At 45.1% G+C, this 23,888-nt stretch carries 26 protein-coding genes; 16 read left to right on the forward strand and 10 right to left on the reverse strand.

Annotation, left to right across the window (positions count from 1 at the left end):
• From A2048_04200 to A2048_04215, 4 genes are all read right to left on the reverse strand, one after another.
• The coding region (locus A2048_04200; GenBank protein ID OGP09158.1) for an antirepressor at positions 1 to 610 on the reverse strand (610 nt) is incomplete at its 3' end.
• 293 nt (positions 611 to 903) lie between these two features.
• Complete coding sequence (locus A2048_04205; protein ID OGP09159.1) at positions 904 to 1,419, reverse strand: hypothetical protein; 516 nt, start codon at positions 1,417 to 1,419, stop codon at positions 904 to 906.
• 830 nt (positions 1,420 to 2,249) lie between these two features.
• On the reverse strand, positions 2,250 to 3,110 hold the full coding sequence (locus tag A2048_04210) for a membrane protease subunit, stomatin/prohibitin (protein OGP09160.1): 861 nt from the start codon (positions 3,108 to 3,110) through the stop codon (positions 2,250 to 2,252).
• 48 nt (positions 3,111 to 3,158) lie between these two features.
• Complete coding sequence (locus tag A2048_04215) at positions 3,159 to 3,479, reverse strand: hypothetical protein (protein ID OGP09161.1); 321 nt, start codon at positions 3,477 to 3,479, stop codon at positions 3,159 to 3,161.
• A gap of 164 nt (positions 3,480 to 3,643) precedes the next feature.
• Between A2048_04215 and A2048_04220 the strand changes: the two genes are divergently transcribed.
• On the forward strand, positions 3,644 to 3,907 hold the full coding sequence (locus tag A2048_04220) for a hypothetical protein (GenBank protein ID OGP09162.1): 264 nt from the start codon (positions 3,644 to 3,646) through the stop codon (positions 3,905 to 3,907).
• Positions 3,908 to 3,934: 27 nt separating this feature from the next.
• Here the strand turns inward: A2048_04220 and A2048_04225 are convergent, their stop codons facing one another.
• Complete coding sequence (locus tag A2048_04225; protein OGP09163.1) at positions 3,935 to 4,456, reverse strand: carboxymethylenebutenolidase; 522 nt, start codon at positions 4,454 to 4,456, stop codon at positions 3,935 to 3,937.
• A 67-nt stretch (positions 4,457 to 4,523) separates the two neighbouring features.
• On the opposite strand from A2048_04225, the gene A2048_04230 reads away from it, so the two are divergent.
• Positions 4,524 to 4,793, forward strand: a complete 270-nt coding sequence (locus A2048_04230) for a hypothetical protein (protein ID OGP09164.1) — start codon at positions 4,524 to 4,526, stop codon at positions 4,791 to 4,793.
• On the opposite strand, the gene A2048_04235 is transcribed toward A2048_04230, so the two are convergent.
• Entirely contained in the window at positions 4,759 to 5,109 is a 351-nt protein-coding gene (locus A2048_04235) for a peptidylprolyl isomerase (protein OGP09183.1), read from the reverse strand. The genes A2048_04230 and A2048_04235 overlap by 35 nt on opposite strands.
• A gap of 234 nt (positions 5,110 to 5,343) precedes the next feature.
• On the opposite strand from A2048_04235, the gene A2048_04240 reads away from it, so the two are divergent.
• From A2048_04240 to A2048_04285, 10 genes are all read left to right on the forward strand, one after another.
• Entirely contained in the window at positions 5,344 to 6,402 is a 1,059-nt protein-coding gene (locus A2048_04240) for a hypothetical protein (GenBank protein OGP09165.1), read from the forward strand.
• Between the two features lie 45 nt (positions 6,403 to 6,447).
• The gene (locus A2048_04245) at positions 6,448 to 7,074 is read left to right on the forward strand and encodes a hypothetical protein (GenBank protein ID OGP09166.1); all 627 of its coding nucleotides are present in this window, start codon (positions 6,448 to 6,450) and stop codon (positions 7,072 to 7,074) included.
• Entirely contained in the window at positions 7,071 to 7,763 is a 693-nt protein-coding gene (locus A2048_04250) for a hypothetical protein (GenBank protein OGP09167.1), read from the forward strand. The genes A2048_04245 and A2048_04250 overlap by 4 nt, the downstream gene beginning before the upstream one ends.
• Positions 7,764 to 7,872: 109 nt before the next feature.
• Complete coding sequence (locus A2048_04255) at positions 7,873 to 8,472, forward strand: hypothetical protein (GenBank protein ID OGP09168.1); 600 nt, start codon at positions 7,873 to 7,875, stop codon at positions 8,470 to 8,472.
• 18 nt (positions 8,473 to 8,490) lie between these two features.
• Complete coding sequence (locus A2048_04260) at positions 8,491 to 9,972, forward strand: nitrite reductase, copper-containing (protein ID OGP09169.1); 1,482 nt, start codon at positions 8,491 to 8,493, stop codon at positions 9,970 to 9,972.
• Between the two features lies 1 nt (position 9,973).
• The gene (locus A2048_04265) at positions 9,974 to 10,759 is read left to right on the forward strand and encodes a hypothetical protein (GenBank protein ID OGP09170.1); all 786 of its coding nucleotides are present in this window, start codon (positions 9,974 to 9,976) and stop codon (positions 10,757 to 10,759) included.
• Between the two features lie 20 nt (positions 10,760 to 10,779).
• The gene (locus A2048_04270; GenBank protein ID OGP09171.1) at positions 10,780 to 11,358 is read left to right on the forward strand and encodes a hypothetical protein; all 579 of its coding nucleotides are present in this window, start codon (positions 10,780 to 10,782) and stop codon (positions 11,356 to 11,358) included.
• Positions 11,359 to 11,361: 3 nt separating this feature from the next.
• On the forward strand, positions 11,362 to 12,876 hold the full coding sequence (locus A2048_04275) for a hypothetical protein (protein OGP09172.1): 1,515 nt from the start codon (positions 11,362 to 11,364) through the stop codon (positions 12,874 to 12,876).
• Complete coding sequence (locus A2048_04280; protein OGP09173.1) at positions 12,877 to 13,374, forward strand: hypothetical protein; 498 nt, start codon at positions 12,877 to 12,879, stop codon at positions 13,372 to 13,374.
• Positions 13,371 to 14,552 (forward strand): hypothetical protein, encoded by a 1,182-nt coding sequence (locus tag A2048_04285; protein OGP09174.1) that lies wholly within the window; start codon positions 13,371 to 13,373, stop codon positions 14,550 to 14,552. The genes A2048_04280 and A2048_04285 overlap by 4 nt, the downstream gene beginning before the upstream one ends.
• 33 nt (positions 14,553 to 14,585) lie before the next feature.
• Here A2048_04285 and A2048_04290 read toward each other — a convergent pair whose 3' ends face one another.
• Positions 14,586 to 15,485 (reverse strand): hypothetical protein, encoded by a 900-nt coding sequence (locus A2048_04290; GenBank protein ID OGP09175.1) that lies wholly within the window; start codon positions 15,483 to 15,485, stop codon positions 14,586 to 14,588.
• Between the two features lie 411 nt (positions 15,486 to 15,896).
• Here A2048_04290 and A2048_04295 point away from each other — a divergent pair, with 411 nt between their 5' ends.
• From A2048_04295 to A2048_04305, 3 genes are all read left to right on the forward strand, one after another.
• Positions 15,897 to 16,430 carry a cytochrome C oxidase subunit II gene (locus tag A2048_04295; protein OGP09176.1) on the forward strand — a complete coding sequence of 178 codons (534 nt, stop codon included), beginning with the start codon at positions 15,897 to 15,899 and terminating at the stop codon, positions 16,428 to 16,430.
• Positions 16,431 to 16,543: 113 nt separating this feature from the next.
• Positions 16,544 to 18,256, forward strand: coding sequence for a cytochrome C oxidase subunit I (locus tag A2048_04300; protein OGP09177.1), 1,713 nt, complete (start codon positions 16,544 to 16,546; stop codon positions 18,254 to 18,256).
• 6 nt (positions 18,257 to 18,262) lie between these two features.
• Positions 18,263 to 19,399 (forward strand): hypothetical protein, encoded by a 1,137-nt coding sequence (locus tag A2048_04305; GenBank protein ID OGP09178.1) that lies wholly within the window; start codon positions 18,263 to 18,265, stop codon positions 19,397 to 19,399.
• Between the two features lie 99 nt (positions 19,400 to 19,498).
• On the opposite strand, the gene A2048_04310 is transcribed toward A2048_04305, so the two are convergent.
• The 3 genes from A2048_04310 to A2048_04320 form a co-directional block, all read right to left on the reverse strand.
• On the reverse strand, positions 19,499 to 19,765 hold the full coding sequence (locus tag A2048_04310) for a hypothetical protein (protein ID OGP09179.1): 267 nt from the start codon (positions 19,763 to 19,765) through the stop codon (positions 19,499 to 19,501).
• A 357-nt stretch (positions 19,766 to 20,122) separates the two neighbouring features.
• Complete coding sequence (locus A2048_04315; GenBank protein ID OGP09180.1) at positions 20,123 to 20,674, reverse strand: four helix bundle protein; 552 nt, start codon at positions 20,672 to 20,674, stop codon at positions 20,123 to 20,125.
• A 188-nt stretch (positions 20,675 to 20,862) separates the two neighbouring features.
• Positions 20,863 to 21,414, reverse strand: a complete 552-nt coding sequence (locus A2048_04320) for a hypothetical protein (GenBank protein OGP09181.1) — start codon at positions 21,412 to 21,414, stop codon at positions 20,863 to 20,865.
• Between the two features lie 626 nt (positions 21,415 to 22,040).
• On the opposite strand from A2048_04320, the gene A2048_04325 reads away from it, so the two are divergent.
• On the forward strand, positions 22,041 to 23,813 hold the full coding sequence (locus A2048_04325) for a hypothetical protein (GenBank protein ID OGP09182.1): 1,773 nt from the start codon (positions 22,041 to 22,043) through the stop codon (positions 23,811 to 23,813).
• Positions 23,814 to 23,888 lie beyond the last annotated feature (75 nt).

Below are 23,888 nucleotides of genomic sequence, written 5' to 3' on the forward strand. Positions count from 1 at the left end.
TACCCGCTTTCACCCACGGGCTTACGCCCGTGGTCCTCAGCGGGGTTCTGATAGAAATATCTGACCATTCTTGATGAATGATATTGGTAAGGATCGCGAACTCATTCCCTTCTTTAACATCGTTATTTTTCCAGTAATCGGTGAGTTTATTGCGTGTCTCTTGACCCATCATCCTCTGCTGTATCCATTTTTCGCTGCGGCCATGTTTTTTCCAAGTCCCACGTGCTCGATCGAGAGATCTTGATGGGTCCGCCATTTCTTGCATCCGCTCATTACCCACTTTTGCTAGCCAGAGTTTTATGGTTTCAGCCTTGGGACTGGGAACAGATTGCATGATTCGAAGTAGAGTTTCGGGGCTAGCCACATCGGTTAAGTATTTTTTACCATCAGCTGCTTCTAACTTCAGTCGGTTACATTTTGTAACCGACTCGCTACCTTCTTTAACAAGTCGATTTTTAAGTACTTTCCAGTAATTGCGGGCAGCCTGAAACTTAGGTTGCTGAATCAAAACTTGTATAATATCGACAACTGAAAAATACCAAACATCGTGATCTTCATCATAGTGCCGACGGATTTGATAGTTTTCAAAAATAGCTAGATTATCTTTCATATTTTTATCACCTATCTTCTTTAATCAATCGCTCTTCTAAACAAGGAAAAGTGGGACGTTGAGCCAAAGGTTAATAGGTATTGAGTGCGCATGCTTTTGCGTTAAACAAGTTACACAAGCTAGGCTTCACCATTTAGGGAATGCGCCCTTCAAACGCTCCGCCTTTATTTAAAGTGGTTAGACGGCATGGCCACTACGAATATCCGGGTTCGTGGCCCGGGGCTCGATTGGTCGAATACTTTCTTCCAAAACGCACCACTTGCTCACACGTCCCGCTTTTCCTGGTTTATCAATCACTGTTCATAGAAGTTGACACTCGTTTGGTGGTTCGCATCATGAATTGCCGCTACAAGACTTCGAAAACGAAGACGATGTTCCTCCAATAAATTCTTTACAAGTTCGAATGAACGGGTTGGGTTACGCACGACATCTCTTTCTTCCTTGTGAATAACACGAAGCCAGGCCGCATGTCGGAGTTCAGCAGATAAACGTCCGATGTTTTCGTTAGTTTCTTTACGCAACTCGAGTGCCTCGGCAAGTGAGAGTGTTTGGCAATCAGCTTCCACCTTAATTTTATGATTTGCCTCCTGTATGACAGCATTGAGCTTTCTTCGAAGCATTTTAAAACGCTCAATTTCAGCTTCAATACTGGCAAGATCAAAACCTAATGCTGCCTGAACCTCTGCATCACTATCACGAAAAAAACCACGTTCTTCACGCTCTGGCCGCAGCGATTCCATTGTCTTGATCCTCGCCTCCATCTCAGCACGCAGTTCAATGGCTTCATAAAGAGTAATATTATTTTTCATTTTAAATCTTTTTCTAATGTTGTTTTATTATTACAACATGTAGTATTCTGTCAACAACATTTGGTAATTTATTTTAAAACAAAATGGAAAGGCTGTTTGGGAAGAATTGGGAAATGACTTTGTAGGGGAAATGAAAATGCTGCTTCAGGATTAATGCGTTTTGAAAAATCATGGCTCTAATCCCACCTTTACGTTTTCAAAGGTCAGCACATCAAGAGCTGTCAGTTCGGGAGAGGAAATTGAAATTGGTCCATAATGAAATTAGAGAAAATTAGAGAAAACCGTCATGCACGGAGCAGGTGTAATGATCTGTATGTTCCATCACGAATAATTTATTGGGCCAAAAGGAGGTGAAGCTTGTTGGAGGTTGCAGAACGACGTCGCTACGTATGGTTTTAAGGGTCATGAATTTATTCAATCCGTTTTTCGAATCGACGCAACGAGGGCCGGCCTTTCTAGCGCATGTCCTTCCAGGAATTCCGCGGCACTCATCCGCTTTTTCCCTTCCATCTGGACCTCTAGCAAGCGAAGGCTCCCTTGTCCACAAGCAGACAGAAATTCATACGGAGTAAGCTTGAGAAATTAAAAAAATACATAAGTCTTTAATTTTTAAAACTTAAAATTTTCCTCCGTCTGAATTTCTGTCTGAATTTCTTTCCTGGTCTGAATTTCTCTCGTCTGAATTTCTCTCTGCTGCTGAATTTCTGTCTGAATTTCTGGTCTGAATTTCTCTGTTCCGTCTGTTCGGAAAAACCCTTAAGGCGTCCCGAGATCTCCGCCCTCCCGACCCGTATCGCTCAGATCACCCAGCTCTTGGAAAAAAATGGATTTTAATTCTGTCCTCCGAGAATGATTGGCAATCCGTCCCTTCCGCTTCCAATCACGACCACCTTGCTGTTTTGACTATCGGCGAGCTTTGAGGTGGCTTCGATTCCCTTCCAGCGAAGAAATAAATCATTAAGCCCGGTGGTGACAATCCTTTGAAAATCGGCGATCCCTTGGGCCTCAATCCTTTTCCGGTCAGCTTCTTGGGTCTCTTTATTAAGAACGAACTTCATCTGTTCCGACTGTTGTTCCGCCTCCAACTTTTTCTCGATCGCCGTTGCGAGAATCGCGGGAAGGGTCGCACTCCTCAAAAGGACTTTTTCAACGGTGATCCCCCGCTCTAAGAGGGGTCCTTGCAAATGGGAGAACATCTCGTTGGCGATCGCCTCACGCTCCGAGGTGTAAAGGGCCTTCGCCTCGTAACCGGCCGTCACCCCGCGGATAACTGATCGAAGTTGGGGAACCACCACCACTCGAATATAGTCGGGCCCGATCGTCTTGTAAACTTGGGCTGCCTTCTGAGGATTGAGGCTGGATAAGAGGGAAACATCCAAATGAACACTCAAACCTTCTTTGGAAGGGACATTGGCCTGCTCCGTCACCTCTTGTGTCCGAATCGAAAACGTATGGATTTTGAGCAAGGGATTGACCAGATGCAATCCAGCGGAAAGCGTCTTATCCGAGACCTTCCCAAAGAAATCCTTTAATCCCACATGCCCCGCAGGGATGACCGTGATCGATTTGACTATGGCAATAACGATGCCCAAAGCCAGAGCCACAAGGATCAGTTTTTTCTTTCCATTGGGGATGAACTTTTTAATATGGTTGAGTAGTTCGGCAATTTCATCATTATTGTTTCCATTCATAGTTTCCTCCTTAAAGGATTGTCAGTGTTATATATTTTTATTTTATCTCTAACGGAAAAGACGCTTCATAGCGCCCAAGAAACCTTTCGGTTCCTGGCTTTCCATAAGGATCTCAAGTTCCCCATGATCAAAATAGATGCCTTCACAACCTCCGCAACGATCCACCTTGATTCCAGCAAGTTCGATTTCAGCCATTTTTCCGCCGCATTTGGGGCATTTCATCCAATAAGAGGCCTGAGTTTCCAAAGCGGCTTGCCCTTCCTGTTGTGTGTCCAACTCTTTGCGCTTTTTATCGATCAGCGCCTTGTTCATCCTATAGAAATATTCTTCTTCCTTGCTGTAACCCTTTTCTAAGCTTTCAGTAACCATAATTTCCTCCTTCATGTTCATTATTGTTTCGAACAGCCTTGCCTATAGGACAAAGACAGTGAAGAACACAATCCCTCTTTTAAGTCTATTATTCGGGCTAGGGCCATTTCCTACTAAAAAACCATGTCTTCCCTGGTTGTGATCGCTCCCGCTTAAGGAGTTTTATGAACCACTTCATCAAAAAAATTATGGTTGGTTTGATTTTTATGTTTGGCCTTTTAACATCGGCTTACGCACACGAAAACATTCCAGCCGACACCAGCTCTCCGGAATTGCAACGTATTAAAAGCCTGGAGGGACGGTGGGTAACCACCACTTCCATGTTCGGAAAAAAAAATGAAAAACTCTATACCGAATACGAAGTGACTTCCGCCGGGTCTGCCGTTTTGGAGCGTATTTTTGTGGGACCATGGAATATGTGCGGGTAAAATAAAGAACTCGGAGACAAGCCACTTTTAAGAATTGATAAACCGTAACATCAGATTGGGATCCAAAATCTTTTGAGCGCCCTCGACACCGCTCACGGGTAAATTTTTCGGATTAAGTAATCCAATTTGCACCAAGACAGAGGCTTGATCCCAATAAATATGTTCATGGGCAATCTTGTCGTTTTCAAATTTGACGACCACCACCAACCCGATTTCAACTTTCTTATGTGTGGGGGCAACACCCGGCAACATCCAATCAATGCAGGTTGTGTGTGTAAATTTGATGACCAATTCCTCCACAATCTGGTCTTCACTCACGGTGCGCGACACATTAATCATTTCGACATCCGGCGGAAAAAATTTCCCCACCAAATGATTGCCATAGAATTTTCTCACCCCTTCCCTTCCAACACCACCCATCATCACCGGGATATTCATTAAATGAGGGTTGTCCGTCATGGTCGCCATGGTTGTTTCAAGATCCGCTTGCAGTTCCGCATCCACATGCTTCTGAAACAAATCCACCATACCTTGTTTGGTTAGAGTCATTTTATCCTCCCTAAAGTTAAAATTGTTTGTTGTTGGAAACGAACGGTTTATATTAAAACCACAAACCATGCCCAAACATTTTATTTACATTCTCGAATCGGCCAATGGCAAATACTACACGGGTTACACCACCGACTTGGAACGCCGCATGAAGCAGCATGCGCATGGCACAGGCTCCAAATTTGTGCGGGCCTTCGGTTTTAAAGCGCTGCTCTATCACGAAGCCCATCGCACCAAATCAAAAGCGCTTAAACGCGAGGCGGAAATCAAAAAATGGTCCAGAAAAAAGAAGATTTGTCTGATTACTTCACATCCAAAAGCTCAACTTCAAAAATAAGCGTGGCATTGGGAGGAATGACACTCCCGGCACCCCTGGCCCCATAGCCGAGATTGGCGGGAATAATCAGGGTTCGTTTGCCGCCCACCTTCATGCCGGCAACGCCTTCATCCCAACCGGCAATCACCTGGCCACCGCCCAAGAAAAACTGAAAGGGCTGCCCGCGGTCTACCGATGAATCAAACTTGGTTCCTTTTTGTCCATTCGCATCCAGCCAACCCGTGTAATGAACCGAAACCGTTTTCCCTTTAAGGGCCTCGGTTCCCGTGCCCGGTTTCACGTCATCATATTTTAACCCTGTGGGTGTAGTGACAATGGCCGCTTCTGCCATAAAACCTCCTAATAAACACAACACAAATGTCAGTGTGATTTTTTTGAGCATATTTTCCTCCAAAAATGAAATTAGGAAAAAAATATGAAGGTAAAAAAGCCCATTTACAAGTTATTTTTTAAATCAAAAAGAAAATCTCAAGTCATCCCCCTATGATTTAGATCATGTCTCTATTTGTTTCTTTGCCTTACAAAGAAGTTTCATTTAAAGGAGAGTTTTTTGCCCTCATCGTCCCACCAATATGACATCGAAGCCGACTGGAGCCTGCTGCGCACCTGTAATTTCAGGTGTGATTACTGTTATTTTGACGATCAGGAACGTTCGGTAAAAATAAAAACCCATGCCAGCCCCGAACAATGGGCGGAAGGGTTTAACAAAACAGGCAAAAAATGGCTCATCCATATTACAGGGGGGGAACCCACCCTCTATCCGGACTTTGTTCGCTTATGTGATGAGCTGACCAAAAAACATTTCATTTCGATCAACTCAAATCTTTCCAATAAATGCATTGAAGAATTCGCAGGAAAAGTAAACCCCGCAAAAATAAATTTTATCAATGCCGCCCTCCATTTGCACGAACGGGAAAAAAGAAACCAGCTCGAACCTTTTATTGCCCGAGCCAAATTGCTTCAAAATCAGGGGTTCCCGCTTCTTGTTTCAGCGGTCATGAACCCTCAAATGGTTGCCAGCATAGAGGATACCGCCTCCCAATTTGGGAAAAGGGGGTTGTTTGTTATCCCCAAGGTCATGCGCGGCGCCTACAAAGGAAAAAACTACCCCAACGACTACACACCCCAGGAAAAAGAAATCATCAAAAAACATCTTGAGGCCGCCCGGGCTCACTATCGAGTTCTTCTTGAACACATGCCGGAACTTCCCACGGCGGACATGTTTTCAGATGAAAAATTTTTGGAAGGAATTCCGGACTACCGCACAAAACCGTGTTCTGCCGGGTTTAAATTTGTGGCCATCACGGCCAATGGCACCGTTTTGCGATGCGGGTCCTCCGAAGTTTTTGGAAACATTCTTCATCACAATCTCAAACTTCGCCAGGCGCCTTCGCTATGCAACACCCATTACTGTCCTTATTTTTGTGAAAAATACACCCAAGACGCCCAAACCTATCTCCTGGCACACCATAACGCATCCCTTGCCTCCAACAGCCCCATCAAAGAATACATGACCGGCCCCGCCAAGTTTATTTATTACAGCCTTAAATCGGGAGAAAGCGCCGGGAATCTGCTCAAAAAAATTTCAAAAAAAATCCTGGCCCGCTAACCGCTTATTGACAAAACTTTCTTCATAAAGGAAAAACGCGGTTCCATGGTCAAAAATGCCTATTCCATTAAAGCAACAGTTTCATGGCTTTTAAAAATGGGGCTTTTAGCCGCAATCCCCTACTCTTTATACGTGGGCGATTATCTTTTTGTATTTGCCGCCCTAAGTGCCGTCACCATTTCACTATTACCCGCTTACTGGTATAGGCGCTTTCGCGTCATCCTTCCTTTCAGCCTTGATCTTTTCATTACCATGGCCCTGTTCCTGCATGTTTTTTTTGGGGAGATTCTTCGCTACTATGATCACCATTGGTATTTTGACAAACTCATGCATTTTTATGGTACGGGCCTTATTGCCCTCATTGCTTTTGTGACTATTTTCACTTTTCACTGGTCCTCCAAGATTGTTTTATCCCTTCCGTTAATAGCCTATTTCACCATTGTCTTTGCTGTAGCCATCGGGACTTTCTGGGAAATGGGAGAGTTTGCCATAGACAAAATTTTTGGACGTAATACTCAATACAGCCTGGAAAACACCATGTGGGACCTTGTTCTTAACCTGATCGGGGGCATTGTCGCCGCTTGCTTTGGAAGCTGGTATGTTGGAAAACAAAAGAAAAAGGGGCTTGATAGGTTAACGAGTTCCATACAAACACTTTTTGAATCACCATGAACCAAAAAATCATCGACATCATGAAAGCCCTTCCGCTTTTTGCAGGGCTTGAAAAAAATGAATTGGAAATGCTTGCGCAAAAATGTGCTTTCCCCCATTTTCAACGAGGGGAACTGCTTTTTTCAGCGGGGTATCCGGCCACCGATGTCTACATCATCCTTACCGGCAGCGTTAAACTGGTGCGAGCCCATCCCGATGGCAAAGAAAGAATCGTGCATCTTCTTTTAAGGGGAGAAATGTTTGGGGCCCCCGTGGCCATGCAAGGGGGATATTATCCGGTAAACGCCATTGCCTTGGAACAGAGCACCATCATGAAAATAGTAACCACAAATTTCCAGGAACTCTTCCTCAAACATCCTAAGGTCGGGCAAATACTTATTGCCCAAATGAGCGAACGCATGCAACAAGCCCATAGTGACCGCGTCCTTTCCTATGATGCCGTTGAAAAGCGCATTGCCTGGTTCCTGATTGATCTTCTGGAAAGAATCCAAAAAAACTTCAGCAGAACAAGCCGCATTCCCATCCCCCTTACCCGCCAAGACATTGCCGATCGTGTGGGGTCAACTGTGGAAACTGTCATTCGTACCCTAAGCACTTGGTCCAAGCAAAACCTTGTTGATACGCAGGACAAATACATTGAAATTCCCAGCATTCCCGCCCTTCGCAAAGCCGCCAATCTCGACACTTAAAAATCTACTATAAATCTTGCATTCATATGATGTGAATCATGACCTCTTGATGGGCCCTTCCTTTATGTTTGCTCCTGCTAAAGCGCGTAACCGCGTCAAGGAGGTCCCCATGAAGGGAACAGAAGTCTTAAGAGAGGAACACAAAAAAATACTCAAAGTTCTTCATCTTTTGGATACAATTTGCAATCGTTTGAAAAAGGAAGAAATAATTCCCATCGACCATCTCAAAACCATCATCCGTTTTATTTCCGATTACGCCGATGCCTTTCATCACGCCAAAGAAGAAGATGTCTTGCTCCCCTTTCTTGACAAAACAGGAATGCCCAAGAATGGCAAACAGATCGAAGAAATTTTGGAGGAACATCTTTTGCAGCGTAGTTATGTGGAGGCCATGACCGATGCACTGGCCCATTCCGAATTTCAATCATCTGAGACCATCAAAAAATTTGTCTCTCAAGCCAGAAACCTTATGGGCCTTTTAAGCGAACATATTTTTAAGGAAGATACCTTGCTTTTACCATGGGCAGAGCGTTTATTTACCCAAAGCCATCAAGAAGAATTGGATCGTGAGTTCAAGGCACTGGAAAAAGAAAAAGGGCTAACGAAAAAAATTGAAACCTTGTGTGAAGATGTTCACAATCTGGAAAAAATTTATTTAGGGGAAGGCAAACCAAAACCAACTTGTTGCGGATGCACAGGTCATGGTTAATAACCCATGGAGGAACTTATGAAGAAACCATTTACTATTTTAGGGAGCTTGGCATTGTTACTGGCGATTGCCGGTTGCAGTTCTGGCTCACGTCAAGAAACAGGAGGATCCGCAAAAGGTGATTTTGGGCCACCCAAAGGGGAACCCATCGAAGCCATTCTCACCGATGCACCCAATGTTCCTCCGCCCATTAAACGGGATCACCCGGCCAAAGTGATTGTCCATTTGGAAGTCAAAGAGGTCAATCTCCCCATTTCCGATGGCGTGGAATATACCTTTTGGACTTTTGGTGGAAAAGTACCGGGAAAATTCATCCGCGTACGCCAGGGAGACACCGTTGAGTTCCATCTTCAAAATCATCCCTCCAGCAAAATGCCACACAATATTGACTTGCACGCCGTCACCGGCCCCGGTGGTGGTGCGGCCAGTTCTTTTACGGCTCCTGGGCATGAATCGCAGTTTACTTTTAAAGCCTTAAATCAAGGTTTATATGTCTATCACTGTGCCACAGCCCCCGTGGGCATGCACATCGCCAATGGAATGTACGGTTTGATTTTGGTTGAACCCCCGCAAGGACTTCCCCCGGTGGATAAGGAATATTACGTGATGCAGGGTGATTTCTACACCGTGGGCAAGTACCGCGAAAAAGGTCATCAACCCTTCGACATGCAAAAAGCCATTGAAGAAAACGCCACCTATGTTCTTTTTAACGGAGCTGAAGGTTCGCTTGTGGGAGACAAGGCCCTTAAAGCCAAAGTGGGCGAAACCGTCCGCCTCTTTGTCGGAAACGGGGGCCCCAATCTGGTCAGCAGCTTCCACGTCATTGGCGAGGTGTTTGACAAGGTTTACAACGAAGGCGGAACCCATTATCAGGAAAATGTGCAGACAACTCTGGTGCCCGCGGGGGGTTCATCCATTGTTGAATACAAAACCGAAGTCCCCGGAACTTATATTCTGGTCGACCATTCCATTTTCCGCACCTTCAACAAAGGCGCCCTGGGCATGATGAAAATCGATGGCCCGGATAACAAGGCCGTTTATTCAGGCAAGGAAGTTGATTCCGTTTATCTGGCGGATATGGCCGAACCCACAAAAGCTGTGGCCAAGGCGGCTGAAGCCTCTGAAAAGGGAACCCTTACCAAAGAAATGCAAATTGCCGCTGGCAAAAACCTGTTCATGGGCAATTGCTCCATATGCCATCAGGTTAATGGAGAAGGATTACCCGCCGTATTTCCCCCATTGGCAGGTTCAGATATCGTCAATGGTGACAAGCAAAGGTTGATTGGTATCCCCTTAAACGGATTAACCGGACCTATCAAAGTCAATGGTAAGGAATATAACTCGGTCATGCCCCCGATGAGTCAGTTAAACGATGATGAAATTGCCAATATTCTTACCTATGTTCTTAATTCATGGGGGAATCGGGGTGGCCAAGTTTCAACCAATGAGGTAAAAGCGGTGCGTGAAAACACCGAGCGGCCCCCGGGAGCAGCAAAATAATATGAAACTCATTGCCTGGCTTGCCGGGGTTTGCATTTGGATGATTTGTGGAGAAGTTTTGGCAAACCCACAAGCCGGGGAAGGAATGGTCAGGGTAGAAGGCGGCATTCTCGTCCCCTTCTACCCCCCATCTCCCAAGGAAAAAGAAATCCCGGTCAAAAGTTTTTGGATGGACAAAACGCAGGTAACCAATGCTCAGTTCTTGAGTTTTGTAAAACAAAATCCCTCTTGGAGGCGCGACAAAATAAAAAAAATCTTCGCTGACGCACGCTATCTTTCTTATTGGCAAACACCATCTTCCCTGGGGAATGCCAAACCCGACCAACCTGTCACTCAGATCAGCTGGTTTGCTGCCAAAGCTTATTGCCAGGCACAAGACAAACGGCTTCCCACGGAAAATGAATGGGAATATGCCGCCCAGGCAAGTCCCAGGCAGGCCAATGCCCGAAAGGACATGGAATGGAGAACTCATGTACTGGACTGGTACACAAGGCCAGCCCCCAAAGAACTTCCCGAAGTGGGAAAATCAGAACCCAATTACTGGGGCCTTTATGACCTGCATGGTTTGGTTTGGGAATGGGTTCTCGACTTCAACAGCAGCCTTATTTCTAGCGACAATCGTGAAAATGCCACAAGCCCTGATAAAAACCGTTTTTGCGGGGCTGGGGCGCTCGTCGCCACCGAAAAGGATGACTACGCCAGTTTTATGCGTATTGCTTTCAGGACATCCTTAAAAGCAACCTACACCACTTCCAATTTGGGGTTTAGGTGCGCCAAAGATTTGTAAGGTATAACTTGAGGTATAAAATGAAAAAATTATTTCAAAAAATCCTTCTGGTTTTATCCCTGTTCTTGTTGCTTGAAAAGGAAAGTATCGCCAGCTCCGAAAAGCTTTCGGAAGATGATTCCATTTACGGTCTGAGTATCCATTTGACAGATCAGGATGGAAAAAAACTGGGGCTCGATGTTTACAAGGGTCAGTATGTGGTGATGAGCCTATTTTATGCTTCATGCAATTACACCTGCCCCATTCTTATTGATGCACTTAAAAAAATGGATGCCGCCCTTGATGAAAAAACTCGTTTGAAAACACGTATTCTCCTTATCAGTTTTGATCCGGAAAATGACACGCCCGCCGTTTTAAAAAAGCTGGCCTTGCAACATAAACTGGATCTTTCTCGATGGAAATTGGCTTCCCCGGAAAAAAATGAGGTTCGTGATATTGCCGCCCTTCTTGGCTTTACTTACCGGTCCATTCCAGAAGGTGGTTTTAACCATACCTCGGGGGTGACCTTGCTTAATCCCCTGGGAATTCCCCTTCTCCAGGAAGAAGGCCTTGCCCGTATTGCCGAATTGATTCCTGAAAAACTAAAGAAGGAATTTTAAAAGGTGAAACTTTTCAGCCGCATCGACTATTTTTTTGATCGCCTTTATACCTGGCGTTACAACCCGCTTTATCAAAGCGGGGTCATCGCCATTTTTCTTTTGTTGGTGGCCATTGCCACAGGAACTTACCTTGTATTTTTCTACAAGGTGGCCCTTCCCTACCAATCGGTTGAAAGAATACAAAACCAGATTTGGCTGGGAGCCTGGATTCGACCGCTTCACCGCTATGCGGCTGATGGCTCCGTGGTGATGGCAGGCTACCATATGCTGCGCATGTTCATGCAAAAAAGGCTCTGGGGGGCCCGCACTTTGGCATGGATTTCAGGCATCCTCCTTTTGGGAACCCTCTTTTTTACCGGAATTACCGGCTTCATGCTTGTTTCCGACATTCACAGCAAAGTCCTTTCAACTGAAATAGCCCGGCTCCTCGATTTATTACCCTTGTTCTCCGAACCCATTTCATCCACCTTCAATGGACCCCTACCCCTCTCGCGATCCTTTTTCTTTGCGATTCTTTTTATCCACATTTCCCTTCCTTTGGGCTTGGGACTTCTTTTATGGCTTCACACATCAAAACTAGCCAGGCCCGCACTACTTCCTCCCAAAAAACTCATGTGGGGGTTATTGAGTTTGCTCCTTTTAGTGGCTGTGGTTCTTCCGACTCCGCTAGCTCCCAATGCCGATCCCCACGCCATGATCACCCGCTTCCCCTTCAATTTTTTCTTCACCTTTTGGCTGCCGCTTTCCATCAAACTTTCATCTCTTGCTTCTTTAAGCCTGTTTATTTTTTCGAGCAGTCTTTTTATTGCCGTTCCATGGCTGTTTAAGCCAAGCCCTGAAAAGCAACCGGCAAAATCCTTTGTTCATGAAAAATCGTGTACCGGATGCACCTCATGCTACAAAGATTGCCCCTTTGATGCCATTGACATGGTGCCACGCTCTATAGGCCATGGGTCCGCGTTCGTGGCCAAGGTAGACCCCAGCCATTGCGTAAGTTGCGGCATCTGTGCAGCCGCTTGTGACCCCATGGGAGTGGGTCCGGCAGGACGAACGGGCAGGGACCAAATAAGAGACATGGAAAATCTGCTGAAAAACAAGATCCGTTTAAAAGAAACCATCCTGGTGATGGGGTGCCAGCAAAGTATTGCGTGGCCGGAAAGTATGATGAGAAACCCCCGTTTTCTGTTTCATACCATCTCATGCGCAGGAGGGCTCCATTCGGCTTGCCTAGAACACGCATTAAAACGGGGTATTGCCGGTATTTTTATTGTCTCGTGCCCTCCGCGCAATTGCATCAATCGCGAAGGCCCCAAATGGCTCATGGCGCGCCTTTATCAAGGACATGAATCTTCCTTAAATCCCACGATCGATCGCGATCTGGTTTGTGTCAGTCCTTTTGGTTGCATGGAAACCTTGCGTGCCATGGAAGAGTTGAAAATGTTTTCCGAAAAAATAAAACAAAAACATTCCCCCGACATGTCCAAACTTCCGGAAAAAGAATGTGCCATGGAGATCTAAATGAAAAAGTCTTTTCTTCTTTTATCCGCTGTTCTGGTCACCCTCCTTTTGGGCCTTGGGTTCTCCTACTTGGGATCGATTTGGGTTGGAAAAGAAGAAGGAAACGGAAAAATGAGGGTGACAGCCCGCATCACAAAAAATGTCATTAAAACCTGCCGGGCTTATAGCGATGATGAACTAAGAACCATCCCCCTTCACATGCGTCAGAAGGAATTTTGCCAGACAGAGGCTTTCCCTTACACACTGACCATCTTGCTTGACGGCAAAAAAATTCACGATCAAACCCTGACTCCCATTTCGGCGCGTGGGGATCACCCCATGCATTTTGACAAAGAAATCCGCTTGAATCCCGGGGAATATGGGTTAGAAGCAAACCTGTTTCCCGGAAATAAAGCCCTGCCTACTTATTCTTTTGCGCAAAAGATCAATGTTCAAAAAAGGCGCATTGTTTTTGTTTTGCTTGATGAGGGGGCAGGAAAATTCATGATGAGCCAATGAACATGCCGTCCCCTTTTGAAATTATCTATTCCGAAAAAACTCTTTCACTTAAAGAGCATGCCCCCCTTTCTTTGCCTTACAAAAACTATCTTGGCGATTATCTTAAAAAAGTAAATAGCTACAAACCCATTGCCCATTTCTGCGGATCCCCGGTTTTCTCGCTCTACCAACCTCCCTTGGCAACCCCTGTGGGAGTGCGTTCCCTTGAAGGCCGCTTGAACAGAAAATTCAAGGGAGAAAAACGACCCGCCACGGCCACACTGGCTCTTACAAAAACATGCCAATGCGACTGCGATCATTGTTCCGCCTTTTTTCACAACCGGAGTGTAAAAAAGGAACTCTCCACCGCCCAATGGAAAGAAGCCTTCTTGCAAACAGTTGAACTGGGAGTTACCACCCTCATTCTTTTGGGAGGAGAACCCTTGCTTCGACGGGATCTTTTTGAGCTCATCAAATCAGTGCCCAAGGACAAAGCCACGGTGATTTTATTTACCAATGGCGAGTATTTAACTCCCAAAAATTGCGCAAGCTTAAAAGAAGCCGGAGCCATGGGAGCCTTTGTTTCCCTGGATACTTCCGATGACCTCACCCACAATTTATTCAGAAAACGAAAAGATCTTTTTAGAAAAGCATTGTCGGGGCTGGCAAACCTGAAAAAAGCCGGTTTGGTGGCGGGGATCTCCAGTCATTTAAGTAGACAAAATCTTTTGGAAAACCAGTTTGAAAAAATGATGGAACTGGCAAAACTCCATGGCGCCCATGAAGTCACTTTTTTTGATGCCATTCCCAGCGGGCGTTGGCTTAAAGACACCTCATACTGCTTGACACCGGCGGATCGCTTGCAGATTTCAAAGCTGGTCAAACATTACAGGGCCCTGCCAAATTATCCTGGCATCTCTGCACAATCAACCATGACAAGCTTGGGCGGCAGCGCCTTTTGCTTTGCGGCCAACACACAATTTTACCTGACCGCATTTGGTGAAATGTGCCCGTGTGATTTTACCCCGCTGACCATTGGAAAATTTCCCGAAGAATCCATTGCCCCCTTGTGGGATAAAATGACCGGCTCACAACCTTATTGTAACCGCGCCAAGTCTTGCCGCATGCAAGACCCGGAATTTCGCAAAAAATACATCGAGCCCCTTTCTGCCAAAGGGCCTTTTCCATTTCCTCTGTAGGGGCGATTGGTAAGGGCGATTCATGAATCGCCCCTACTTGATTTCCCTCCCCGCCTTCACTAAAAGCTCTGTCGACGCTCCATTAAAAACATAGGCAAGTCTTCCTTGTGGATCGATCACATTCACCAAAGCCGGATGAACAACCTCGCCGGTTTTTTCATCGCGAGAACGTGGGACCTTATAAACATCGAGAATGCGGTTAACTTCTTCCACCGAACCCGAAAGAACGTGCATGGTGGGTGGCAGGCCCCATTGCTGATGCATATTGGCAAGAGCCCCCACCGTGTCCCTCCAAGGGTCCAGTGAAATGATAAAAACCGTGGATTGATCCGGGCCAAGGTCTTGGTGCACTTTTTTTAAGGTATTGGCCAAGGTGGGACAAATAGCCTGGCAATGGGCAAAGGCAAAAGTGACATACACCACCTTCCCTTTTTCCGATTTTAAATTCATCTTTTGCCCGGCCTGGTTGGTAAGTTCAAGCTCCGGAGCCATTTGATCAAATCTTGGATAAACGGACAAATCCGATTTCGCCTCATCTAAGGTTTCGCTCCGAAAAACACCCCCAAGAGCCACAGATATTCTTTGTTCAATCAAATAAGCCTCAGCAAAAAAAAGAAGCAAAACAAAGGAACTTAAGAAAGCCACTCTCTTTTTTGCCTTTAAATAATTTTTCACTTCTTTTAATTCATGCCCCCATAGAACCCACACAGCGGCCATCATCATCAAGGGGGCGCCAATCAGCAACAGCCATCCATAGTTTTGGGGTAGCCCGTTTTCGGACAAACCGAAACACACCACACGGGCCTGTGTAACCCAGGGGGGAGCCTTGTCAGGCAAGGGCAAAAAGGCAAAGCCCCACCACAGCATCGTGGTCACGATCAAAAATAAAAAACTCAGCATTAAAAAGGGAGGTTTTTTGGTCATCATTTTCATAGGCCCTATATAGTGAGGAGTAACAAACAAACTCAACAAAAATTATATTTAATTATGAGCGGCGTCATATCCACAACCCATCAAGGACATGGCATAAAACACTCAGGCAAAAAATTCAGAACAAAGCTTGTGAAGACAAACAAAAATCCATACTATCCGGACTTGTTTTAACTTGCTTGCACAATGAGTAGATTCCAACGGGCTTTAAAACTGCAAATACAAAGGAAAAATTATGAACCAAAACAAAGATGAAAAGATTCCCCTGGGTCAAAGACTTTTTGACAAACCCTTTTTCCTTTTATTGGTGGGGCTTCTTGTGATGTTCCTTTTCTATACGGGCTGGGGTTTTGTTGAAATTTTGAGCTTACCCAAAAGCCAGCTCCCCTAATTTCATTTGAAGGAGGATTTCGTATGCATTCAGCAATTATCGCCCCCAAGGGGGTGTGGTGGAAAAAAGCAGGATCTCAGGAGAAAAAATGGGTCACCATTGCCTTTATCTGGTGCATGATTCTGTTTGCCATGATGCCCCTGTGGCATTTCAAGGGAGGGCAAAATCCTTCCGGCATCCGTGGTAAGGTCGCCCCTATGGATTATGTCGAGCGTGTTGAACGGTTTGTCAACGATTACAAAATCGGCGAGGAAAAAGGCTTCCCCGTTGTGGCCCCACCCCCCGGCGCTGAAGTTTACATGTTGGGGAGAATGTGGAGTTGGTACCCCGTCCTTAAATTGAAAAAAAATACGGAGTACACGCTTCACCTTTCATCGAGTGATGTCAACCACGGCTTCAGCCTTTATCCGGTAAACATCAATTTTCAGGTCATTCCCGGATACGATTACGGTCTAAAAATTGTCCCCAAAGAATCAGGCGAATTCACCGTTATGTGTAATGAGTTCTGCGGCATTGGCCATCATCTGATGGTGGGGAAAGTCATTGTCACTGAGTAGAAATCTACTTAAGCGCCACAGGCGCGTTGAGGGGGAGGCTCTCCGCCTCAGGCGGACCGATGGAGGGGGCGACGCGAGCCCCTATAATTGTCACTGAGTAGGAGGAAAAAACCATGATATCCAATTTTCGCACATGTTCCGTCACCGGGTTGAAAGTAGACCGCCATACTGAAAACCTGGTCAAAATAAATGCCGTGGTCGCCATTGTGGCCCTACTTGTCGGAATAATAGCCGCCGTTGGCTTGGTGCTTACCCGCTGGCAGGCCGTTCACCTTCTTCCTGCCGACATGTACTACCGCTTTCTCACCTTGCATGGGTTAAACATGCTCATCTTCTTCATCATCTTTTTTGAAATGGCCATCCTCTATTTTGCGGGAACTGTCCCTCTGAATGCGCGCCTACCGGCCCCCAAACTGGGCTATCTGGCTTTTATCTTGATGTTAGGTGGAGCCATTTTAGTTGATGTCATGGTGCTTCAAGGAAAAGCCGATGTTTTGTTCACTTCATATGTTCCCCTAAGAGCCGATCCTCTCTATTATTTGGGAATCATCATTTTTGCCGTGGGGGCTCTGATCGTCTCCTTCCATTTCTTTGGAGCCATTATCATCGCCAAGAAAGAAAAAACCTACGAAGGCTCCGTTCCTCTTGTTACTTTTGGGGCTCTTACTGCCGCGATTATTGCCGTGATCACCCTGGTACATGGGGCCATGATCTACATCCCCACTTTCCTTTGGTCCCTGGGTTTGATGAATGTGGATCCGCAAATTTACCGCATGGTGTGGTGGGCGCTGGGGCACTCATCTCAACAAATCAATGTGGCGGCCATGGTCTCGGTTTGGTACCTCCTGGGAGGCCTTACCGTGGGCGCTGTGGTTCTCAATGAAAAAATAAGCCGCGGCGCTTTCTTTTTATATATTCTTTTTATCTCGATGGCCTCGGCCCACCATCTTTTGGTGGATCCCGGTGTGGGGCCTGCATGGAAAGTGTGGAACACCAGCTACGCCATGTATTTAGCGGTTCTGGCCAGCATGATCCATGGTTTTACCGTCCCTGCCGGCATCGAAATGGGGCAACGTTTAAGGGGTTTTACAAAGGGAAAACTGGAATGGATTAAAAAAGCCCCCTGGGGAGATCCTGCTTTTGCCTCGCTGGTTCTTTCAATCATCATTTTTGGATTCATGGGAGGGATTACAGGGGTTATTATCGGGACAGAACAAATCAACATCATCGTTCACAATACCTTGCGCGTTCCCGGACATTTTCACTCCACCGTCGTTGGAGGCACAGCCTTCGCCTTTATGGGGCTTACCTATTATGTCATTCCCCTCATCTTCAGGAAAAAAATCTCCTTCTGGAAACTGGCCAAAATCCAGCCCTATTTGTTTGGCGGGGGTATCGTTCTTTTTGCCCTTAGCATGAGCACACTGGGAATCTTTGGTGTCCCGCGTAGGCACTGGGATATCACCTTCTCGCAGGCCCCCTTCCAAGTGGAATTCAACCCGGTGGTCAATTTGTTGCAAGCCAGCATGGGCTTGGGTGGACTTTTGGCAGCCACGGGGGTTCTTTCATTTATTTTGATTGCTGTTGTCTCCGTTTTCTTTGGCAAAACAATTCAGGAAAGTGATTTGAAAAACCCGCTCACCGTCGGCTTGCCCCAAGGCATTCTGGCTCTTCCCAAACAAGTTCATGGGAAAGGCGAGTCTGAAGAAGCCCACAAAGTGGGAGCCCCGGCCACCATGATTTTTGTAGGCATTTTCCTTGCTGTTTTCGTCCTTTACTATTTCGTGAACTGGAAGATGCTCTCGGCTGTCTGGAAAATTGGTTAAGAGAAAATGTTTTTAAAAACAAAAGAGCCCTATCAATTATTTTTTCCCTTGGGATTTTTATGGGGATTTATGGGGATTGGTTTATGGATCTTGTTCTTCTTTAAGTTTCTTTCGTTCTACCCACGCACTTTCCATGCCGAAATCATGATGGGAGGGTTTTATCTTACTTTTGCCACCGGCTTTTTAATGACCGCCATTCCACGGATGACGGGCACAAACCTTGCTTCCAGCACTGAAAAAATAACGGCCTTCATCATTGTCGTTGCTGCTTTCCTGGTAAGTTTACGGGAACCCCGCCTCTATTTCTATGCCGCCCTGCTCCTCCAGGCCTTGTTTTTGGTTTTTTTTGGAGGTCGCCGCTTTTTAAAACGCACAAACTCACCTCCTCCCGCCTTTGTTTTTGTCGGGGCCGGATTTTTGGGGCTTATCATAGGGCTTATTTTGATGATGTGGGGGGAATCCCGCTTGGGAGCCCTTTTGTTTTTGTATGGAGGTTTTTTGGGGCCTGTTTTGGGAATCGGATCTTTTTTAATCCCCATGATCTTGGGAAACCCTGTTCCTGCAAATACATGTTCATCCAATGGTCAGGCTGCAGGTAAAAACTGCCCCAAAAGAAAATTGATTCTATCCTTGGGGCTCATTCTTTTTCTTTTTGTGTCCTTTTATCTGGAAGCAAAGGGAATCATCCGTTCTGCCTATCTTTTAAGGGCCAGTGTCGTCAGCTTTGTTCTCTTGAAAAATTTCAGGATCTTAAAAAAACCCACCAACTCGGGGATGCTGGCATGGATTTTACAAATAAGTTGTTGGGCCCTTTTGGTTGGTTTTTGGCCAAGCGTGTTGTGGCCTTCTTTGGCCCTTCATTTCAATCACATTATTTTTATCGGAACGGTTTCCCTGATGATTTTTGGTGTGATCACTCGGGTGAGTTTGGCTCATGGCGGATTTGGTTTTGAACCGGAAAAAAAATCGCGCGCCCTAATGATGGTTTTAATCTTTTTATTGGCGGCCCTTTTGATGAGAGTGATGGCTCCATTCTTTCCGCAGGTTTATTTTTCCCACTTAGCCTACGCATCCATTTTCTGGATTCTGGCCGCCTTTATATGGCTTGCCCGATTCATCAGATGTCTCTTGAAAAATCATTAATTTTTTGGGTGAAAATTAAAGCGGTTGATAGGGGTAATACAAGAGCGTTGCTTCCTCGTTAGCTACAGGAAAACATTCGCTATCGACAAGTCACTTTTCTTATGACTCCCCGTAAAGATTAGCAGCATCTTTTGACCAAACATCTATACTTTTTCTCTTGGTGGCCAAACATGCTTTAGACCCGCATGTTTCACAAACAGCAATATCTTCTTCCATTGTTTTGCGAAGTGCCTCGTACAAATCCATTTCCACCTCAAGAAACGATGCTTTAAGCCCATGTTTTAAAGAAACATGGTAAGCCGCCTCAGTCAGATGCCCCAAAAAATCCTCCGGAAGAATGGCAAATTTTACATGCATTCCGGGCATAAACACCTCCTCATCCCTTAATGAACCTAGTCTTTACACTAAATAATTTCAAACAAAATGACACAAATACATGAAAATTTTCCTATGGCCTCTTTTTGGGGCCCACAAACACGACACTATATGCCTTTATTTCCCCATTTAAAAACCGCCGAACACGAACCTCCATATTGAAATCCTTCTCAAAATCAATGGGATGAACCCCGCGGCATTCTCTTTGGGAACAATTCCTCTTTTGGCCTTGGATCAAGCGGGTGTTCGTTTAGTCCTCACCCGTGTTAAACCTGTATTTCATCCCTATCTAAAAAAATCCATGGCCGGCACGGCTCTTGTTTCGCTGTGGATTTTTTATCTTAAGGGTTAAAATTTTTGTTTTTTTCTCATTTGATAAAGCCTTTCGGTAAAACCTCCTTCTTTGAGAAATTGTTGTTCCAATTGGCCAAGCAAGCGGTCCAATAGAAAATTAGTTTGGTGGGTTAAACAAATTAAAGTATTGGCAGCAATCTCAGGGGCGTTTTCAACATAGGTCCTATAAGTCGAATAGGACCTATTCCCCGAATAGGCCAAGCTTCGCAAAACCTGCGATATCGGATGATTTTTTCCCCAAAGTGGAAGCCCGCGCTGCCTTAAAAAATCTTGGTAGTCTAAAAGCAATTCTTCAAGGCTGGCACGCGCTACACCTATCAACTTGAGCTCGGTTTTCTTGGAAGTACCTGAAGCCATGCTTCCTTCAGCGATGTTTTGCTTCCCACTTCGTGCAGCTTGAACCATTTGGTCATGGGTACGCGAGCGTCGACTAATAAACCGATCACAAAAAACAACCGTAGCATCATAAACAATTTCTGAACTTTGATATGATTTTAGTTTCTGATAACCGCCATGAGGAACAATCAAGTCTTTGGAGTTTTGCATAATCCGATGCTAAGCAAAACATGGGCCAAAAACGAAACAACGCGAAATCAAGAGTTTAAGTTTTAATTGAAAAGTAAACCGTCCGAAAATCGGACGGTACAATCAGATTAATGAAGCCCAGCCTCCCTGGCTAGTAAGCCATCCCTGTTCCGCCTTGCCTCGACTTCTAGCCTTGTGAAGAGTTTTTTTCATTTTTTACGAGATTTCAAAAAAATCAAATCCTCCGCATCACCGGCTTTGGAACGTTTTGATTTTGCAATTTTTTTAAGCCGCAACAAATCTTTTTCTGAGGCAATGGAAATAATGTAAGAACTTACCTTGATTCGATTTGCAGAACCAGCAAGTTCACTTGCCAAGATGGGAAAATCGAAAAGTAAATCAATCCGAAGCCTTGTTTTAGGGTTATAAAAGTAAACACTGTTGGGGCAATCGATTTTCAACCTAATCTTGGCCACCTTTTGGTTATCAATCGTTCTGATAACTTGCCCATTCTCATCTGTTTTTGAAACTAGTTCCATCCCTCTCTTATAAAAAAGCCCAACCACATCGGAAAGACGTTCAACTGGATCAGATATTACAAAATCAAAATCCTGAGTAACCCGCTGTGAACCCAAAAGGATCAGCGCCATTCCACCTACCAGGACGGGTTGGAACCCCAATGATTCCAAACCCTGGATGATCTCCCCCACTTCTTTAATATGCGTTGATAGATTATTTTCTTCCATGGTCGGTTTGCGCATTAGGAAGAGGATAGTGGCAGGTTTTTACCCGAATCACCTTGGGAATGCCGCGTAATTGATGAATGGTGTTGAGATAACGGAAATTGCTTTCTATCCTTTTAGACGCTTCGATGGACGACATCCGAGCCCTAGCCCCCAAGAGGGCTATTTTCCGTCGTTCCACAGGGCTCAATTTACAGGCCCTTGCCTTCCCTCCTCGACGCCCCAGTATTTGGGCGATGCTCATTTTATTACCCATGGCCCTATTTTACTTAGCGCTAAGCAAAAATCAATTAATTATTCTTTTGTCATTTTTTCGATAATTGATCGATATTGAGAAAATTCCTTAAGAAGATTTTCCTTCTTCACAATCTCAAAATCCTGCATATTAAAATCTTGGGCCATAGCTTGTTGGGGTCTCAAGACCTCAGGGCTTCATCACAGATCCCTTCTTATTGCGCCATAAAAGATAACTGCTTTATTTTACATCTTAATTTTGACTTCATGCCATCTTATTCTTTGGTACTGTATTTGCACACCATCACTAGGAGTACAAAGTACGCCCAAACACTGTTAACAGGAATCAGATTGGATAAAGGAAGATGGAGGGAACGGTTAAAAGACTTTACCAAGCGAAATGAAAAATCATGGCCAATCGTATTTTAACATTTGATGGACGCGGGTTTATTTTGCCATCAGCCCCTCTTAGGTCCACACCTGAAGATAAACTCATCACCCAAATCATTTCAACTGAGGCGGGGAAAGATCACTATTTAACGATTGATGAATTAGGAAAATTGGCAAGTCCCGATACCCCTAAAGGCATTTCATGGCCAGCCTGCCGGGCATTCTTTAAAGCCAGTTTTGAACATGCCAATCAAACGGGTTCGTTACATAAGCTCTTGGATGGAGATGAGATCAAAACTTTGGAGTCGATGAAGGATAGTGGCGAGATGGAGGAGATCCTCCAATTACTGCCACTCCCTTTTTTACAGAAAATGTATGAAGCCACAGTCGAAGGGAGGCTGAAAATAGGCATCGTCAATCAATTATGGGCCTCTGATGACAAAGCCTATATCCCTTTTTTCCGAACCCTTGTTTTGAACTCTGAGTCAAAGCAAATAAAGGCCATGGCCCTTGGAGCTCTCACCTATTATGAGGATCCGTGGTTGGTTTCTTATTTTGAGGGTGATTGGCAGCGCAATAAACATTTTTCAGATTCTGCTGAAAATGCATTGGCTATTTTATCTTACCGAAATGCTCGTGCCTATGATCTGTTAGTTAAAGTGGTGGTTAGCGATCCAGATAATTATCTTGCCATTATCGGTTTGGGTAAATCTTATCGAAAAGAGGCGGCGTTCGTTTTAGAAGGGCTTTATTGCAAGCCAAACAGGCACTTTCATTTTATCAACCAGGCTTTAACGAATATGGTTGCAAAAGGAGTGGTGACCGCTGGTGAACTTTTACACAAGGCAAAATCTGAAACAATTAAGGGTCAACTGAACATCCTGACGCTTCTTATGGAGGGGGATTTTTTAGGACCAGATGACGCACCAGAAGTCCAACGGATTATGACTTTGGCTTCTTCCGATGGGACTGCTGAAGAAAAGCGTTTAGCCGATCAATTGCGCCAAAAATATATCGATGGTCTTAACCCAACACAAGCCGCATCAAGTGCAAGCACCTTTGATAAAGAAATTTCTCCTGAAGCTTTGAAGGATTTTTTGGGTGGAAGGCTTTTCGGTGATTCTGTGAATTCGACCGGGGGGAAAGTATCTAATTTCCTCTGGAATGCTAGGAACAAAGAAATTTTGCGAAAGGGCGTTTTATCCCTTACCCCAGAGGCAATGGCAGCGTGGGAGGATCGTTTAGCCCAATGGGTCGAGCATCCTTCAACGGATGAGTATCAGAATTACCATCAGTTAAGCATGGGGTTTTACATTCTTTCTTGGACACGTGACCCTGAAATTTCTGGAAGGGCCATCGATCTCCTAGAAAAAACCAGCAACCCTCTGGGGGACCTTTTTAATGAAGATGATTTAAAACGCCTGATCCAAAATAATTCCCAGGCTTTTATCAAAATTTTTCCAAGCATCCATAATGATGACATTCGGAAATCATTACGTCGGACATTAACCGGGCAAAGAAACTCTGAGTTTATCTCCCTCATTCAGAACGAGTGGCGTAGGGAGTCAAATCCAGAAATTAAAGATGAATGGGGCCGCGCGCTTGTTTTGCGGGGGGATCAAGAAGCCATTGAGTATTATAAGGGAAACGCGGATCAAGGAATCCATGCAACCCATCTAGCTCGAATCGGCTATCATTCAGAAATAGACCGCCATCATCAAATCCCTCTTAATATAGAAAATCTGCATGCCCAAAGGGATCCAGCTACTCAACAACCCATCCTAGTGCTCTGACCATTTAATTATTATCTTTATATCCGAATGTTTTTCTGGCCTTGGCCGTTGTAAAGGTCCAATCAATTTTGATCT

This window comes from Deltaproteobacteria bacterium GWA2_45_12 (assembly GCA_001797365.1).
Lineage (GTDB): Bacteria > UBA10199 > UBA10199 > UBA10199 > UBA10199 > UBA10199.

Bases quoted from the DNA above. Each gene is read 5' to 3' on its own strand.
- A2048_04265 (OGP09170.1), top strand. From the start codon at position 9,974: ATGAAACTCATTGCCTGGCTTGCCGGGGTTTGCATTTGGATGATTTGT.
- A2048_04305 (OGP09178.1), top strand. From the start codon at position 18,263: ATGTTTTTAAAAACAAAAGAGCCCTATCAATTATTTTTTCCCTTGGGA.
- A2048_04315 (OGP09180.1), bottom strand. From the start codon at position 20,674: ATGCAAAACTCCAAAGACTTGATTGTTCCTCATGGCGGTTATCAGAAA.
- A2048_04260 (OGP09169.1), top strand. From the start codon at position 8,491: ATGAAGAAACCATTTACTATTTTAGGGAGCTTGGCATTGTTACTGGCG.
- A2048_04220 (OGP09162.1), top strand. From the start codon at position 3,644: ATGAACCACTTCATCAAAAAAATTATGGTTGGTTTGATTTTTATGTTT.
- A2048_04270 (OGP09171.1), top strand. From the start codon at position 10,780: ATGAAAAAATTATTTCAAAAAATCCTTCTGGTTTTATCCCTGTTCTTG.
- A2048_04320 (OGP09181.1), bottom strand. From the start codon at position 21,414: ATGCGCAAACCGACCATGGAAGAAAATAATCTATCAACGCATATTAAA.
- A2048_04225 (OGP09163.1), bottom strand. From the start codon at position 4,456: ATGACTCTAACCAAACAAGGTATGGTGGATTTGTTTCAGAAGCATGTG.
- A2048_04215 (OGP09161.1), bottom strand. From the start codon at position 3,479: ATGGTTACTGAAAGCTTAGAAAAGGGTTACAGCAAGGAAGAAGAATAT.
- A2048_04245 (OGP09166.1), top strand. From the start codon at position 6,448: ATGGTCAAAAATGCCTATTCCATTAAAGCAACAGTTTCATGGCTTTTA.
- A2048_04250 (OGP09167.1), top strand. From the start codon at position 7,071: ATGAACCAAAAAATCATCGACATCATGAAAGCCCTTCCGCTTTTTGCA.
- A2048_04325 (OGP09182.1), top strand. From the start codon at position 22,041: ATGGCCAATCGTATTTTAACATTTGATGGACGCGGGTTTATTTTGCCA.
- A2048_04295 (OGP09176.1), top strand. From the start codon at position 15,897: ATGCATTCAGCAATTATCGCCCCCAAGGGGGTGTGGTGGAAAAAAGCA.
- A2048_04255 (OGP09168.1), top strand. From the start codon at position 7,873: ATGAAGGGAACAGAAGTCTTAAGAGAGGAACACAAAAAAATACTCAAA.
- A2048_04210 (OGP09160.1), bottom strand. From the start codon at position 3,110: ATGAATGGAAACAATAATGATGAAATTGCCGAACTACTCAACCATATT.
- A2048_04290 (OGP09175.1), bottom strand. From the start codon at position 15,485: ATGAAAATGATGACCAAAAAACCTCCCTTTTTAATGCTGAGTTTTTTA.
- A2048_04205 (OGP09159.1), bottom strand. From the start codon at position 1,419: ATGAAAAATAATATTACTCTTTATGAAGCCATTGAACTGCGTGCTGAG.
- A2048_04230 (OGP09164.1), top strand. From the start codon at position 4,524: ATGCCCAAACATTTTATTTACATTCTCGAATCGGCCAATGGCAAATAC.
- A2048_04285 (OGP09174.1), top strand. From the start codon at position 13,371: ATGAACATGCCGTCCCCTTTTGAAATTATCTATTCCGAAAAAACTCTT.
- A2048_04280 (OGP09173.1), top strand. From the start codon at position 12,877: ATGAAAAAGTCTTTTCTTCTTTTATCCGCTGTTCTGGTCACCCTCCTT.
- A2048_04310 (OGP09179.1), bottom strand. From the start codon at position 19,765: ATGCCCGGAATGCATGTAAAATTTGCCATTCTTCCGGAGGATTTTTTG.
- A2048_04300 (OGP09177.1), top strand. From the start codon at position 16,544: ATGATATCCAATTTTCGCACATGTTCCGTCACCGGGTTGAAAGTAGAC.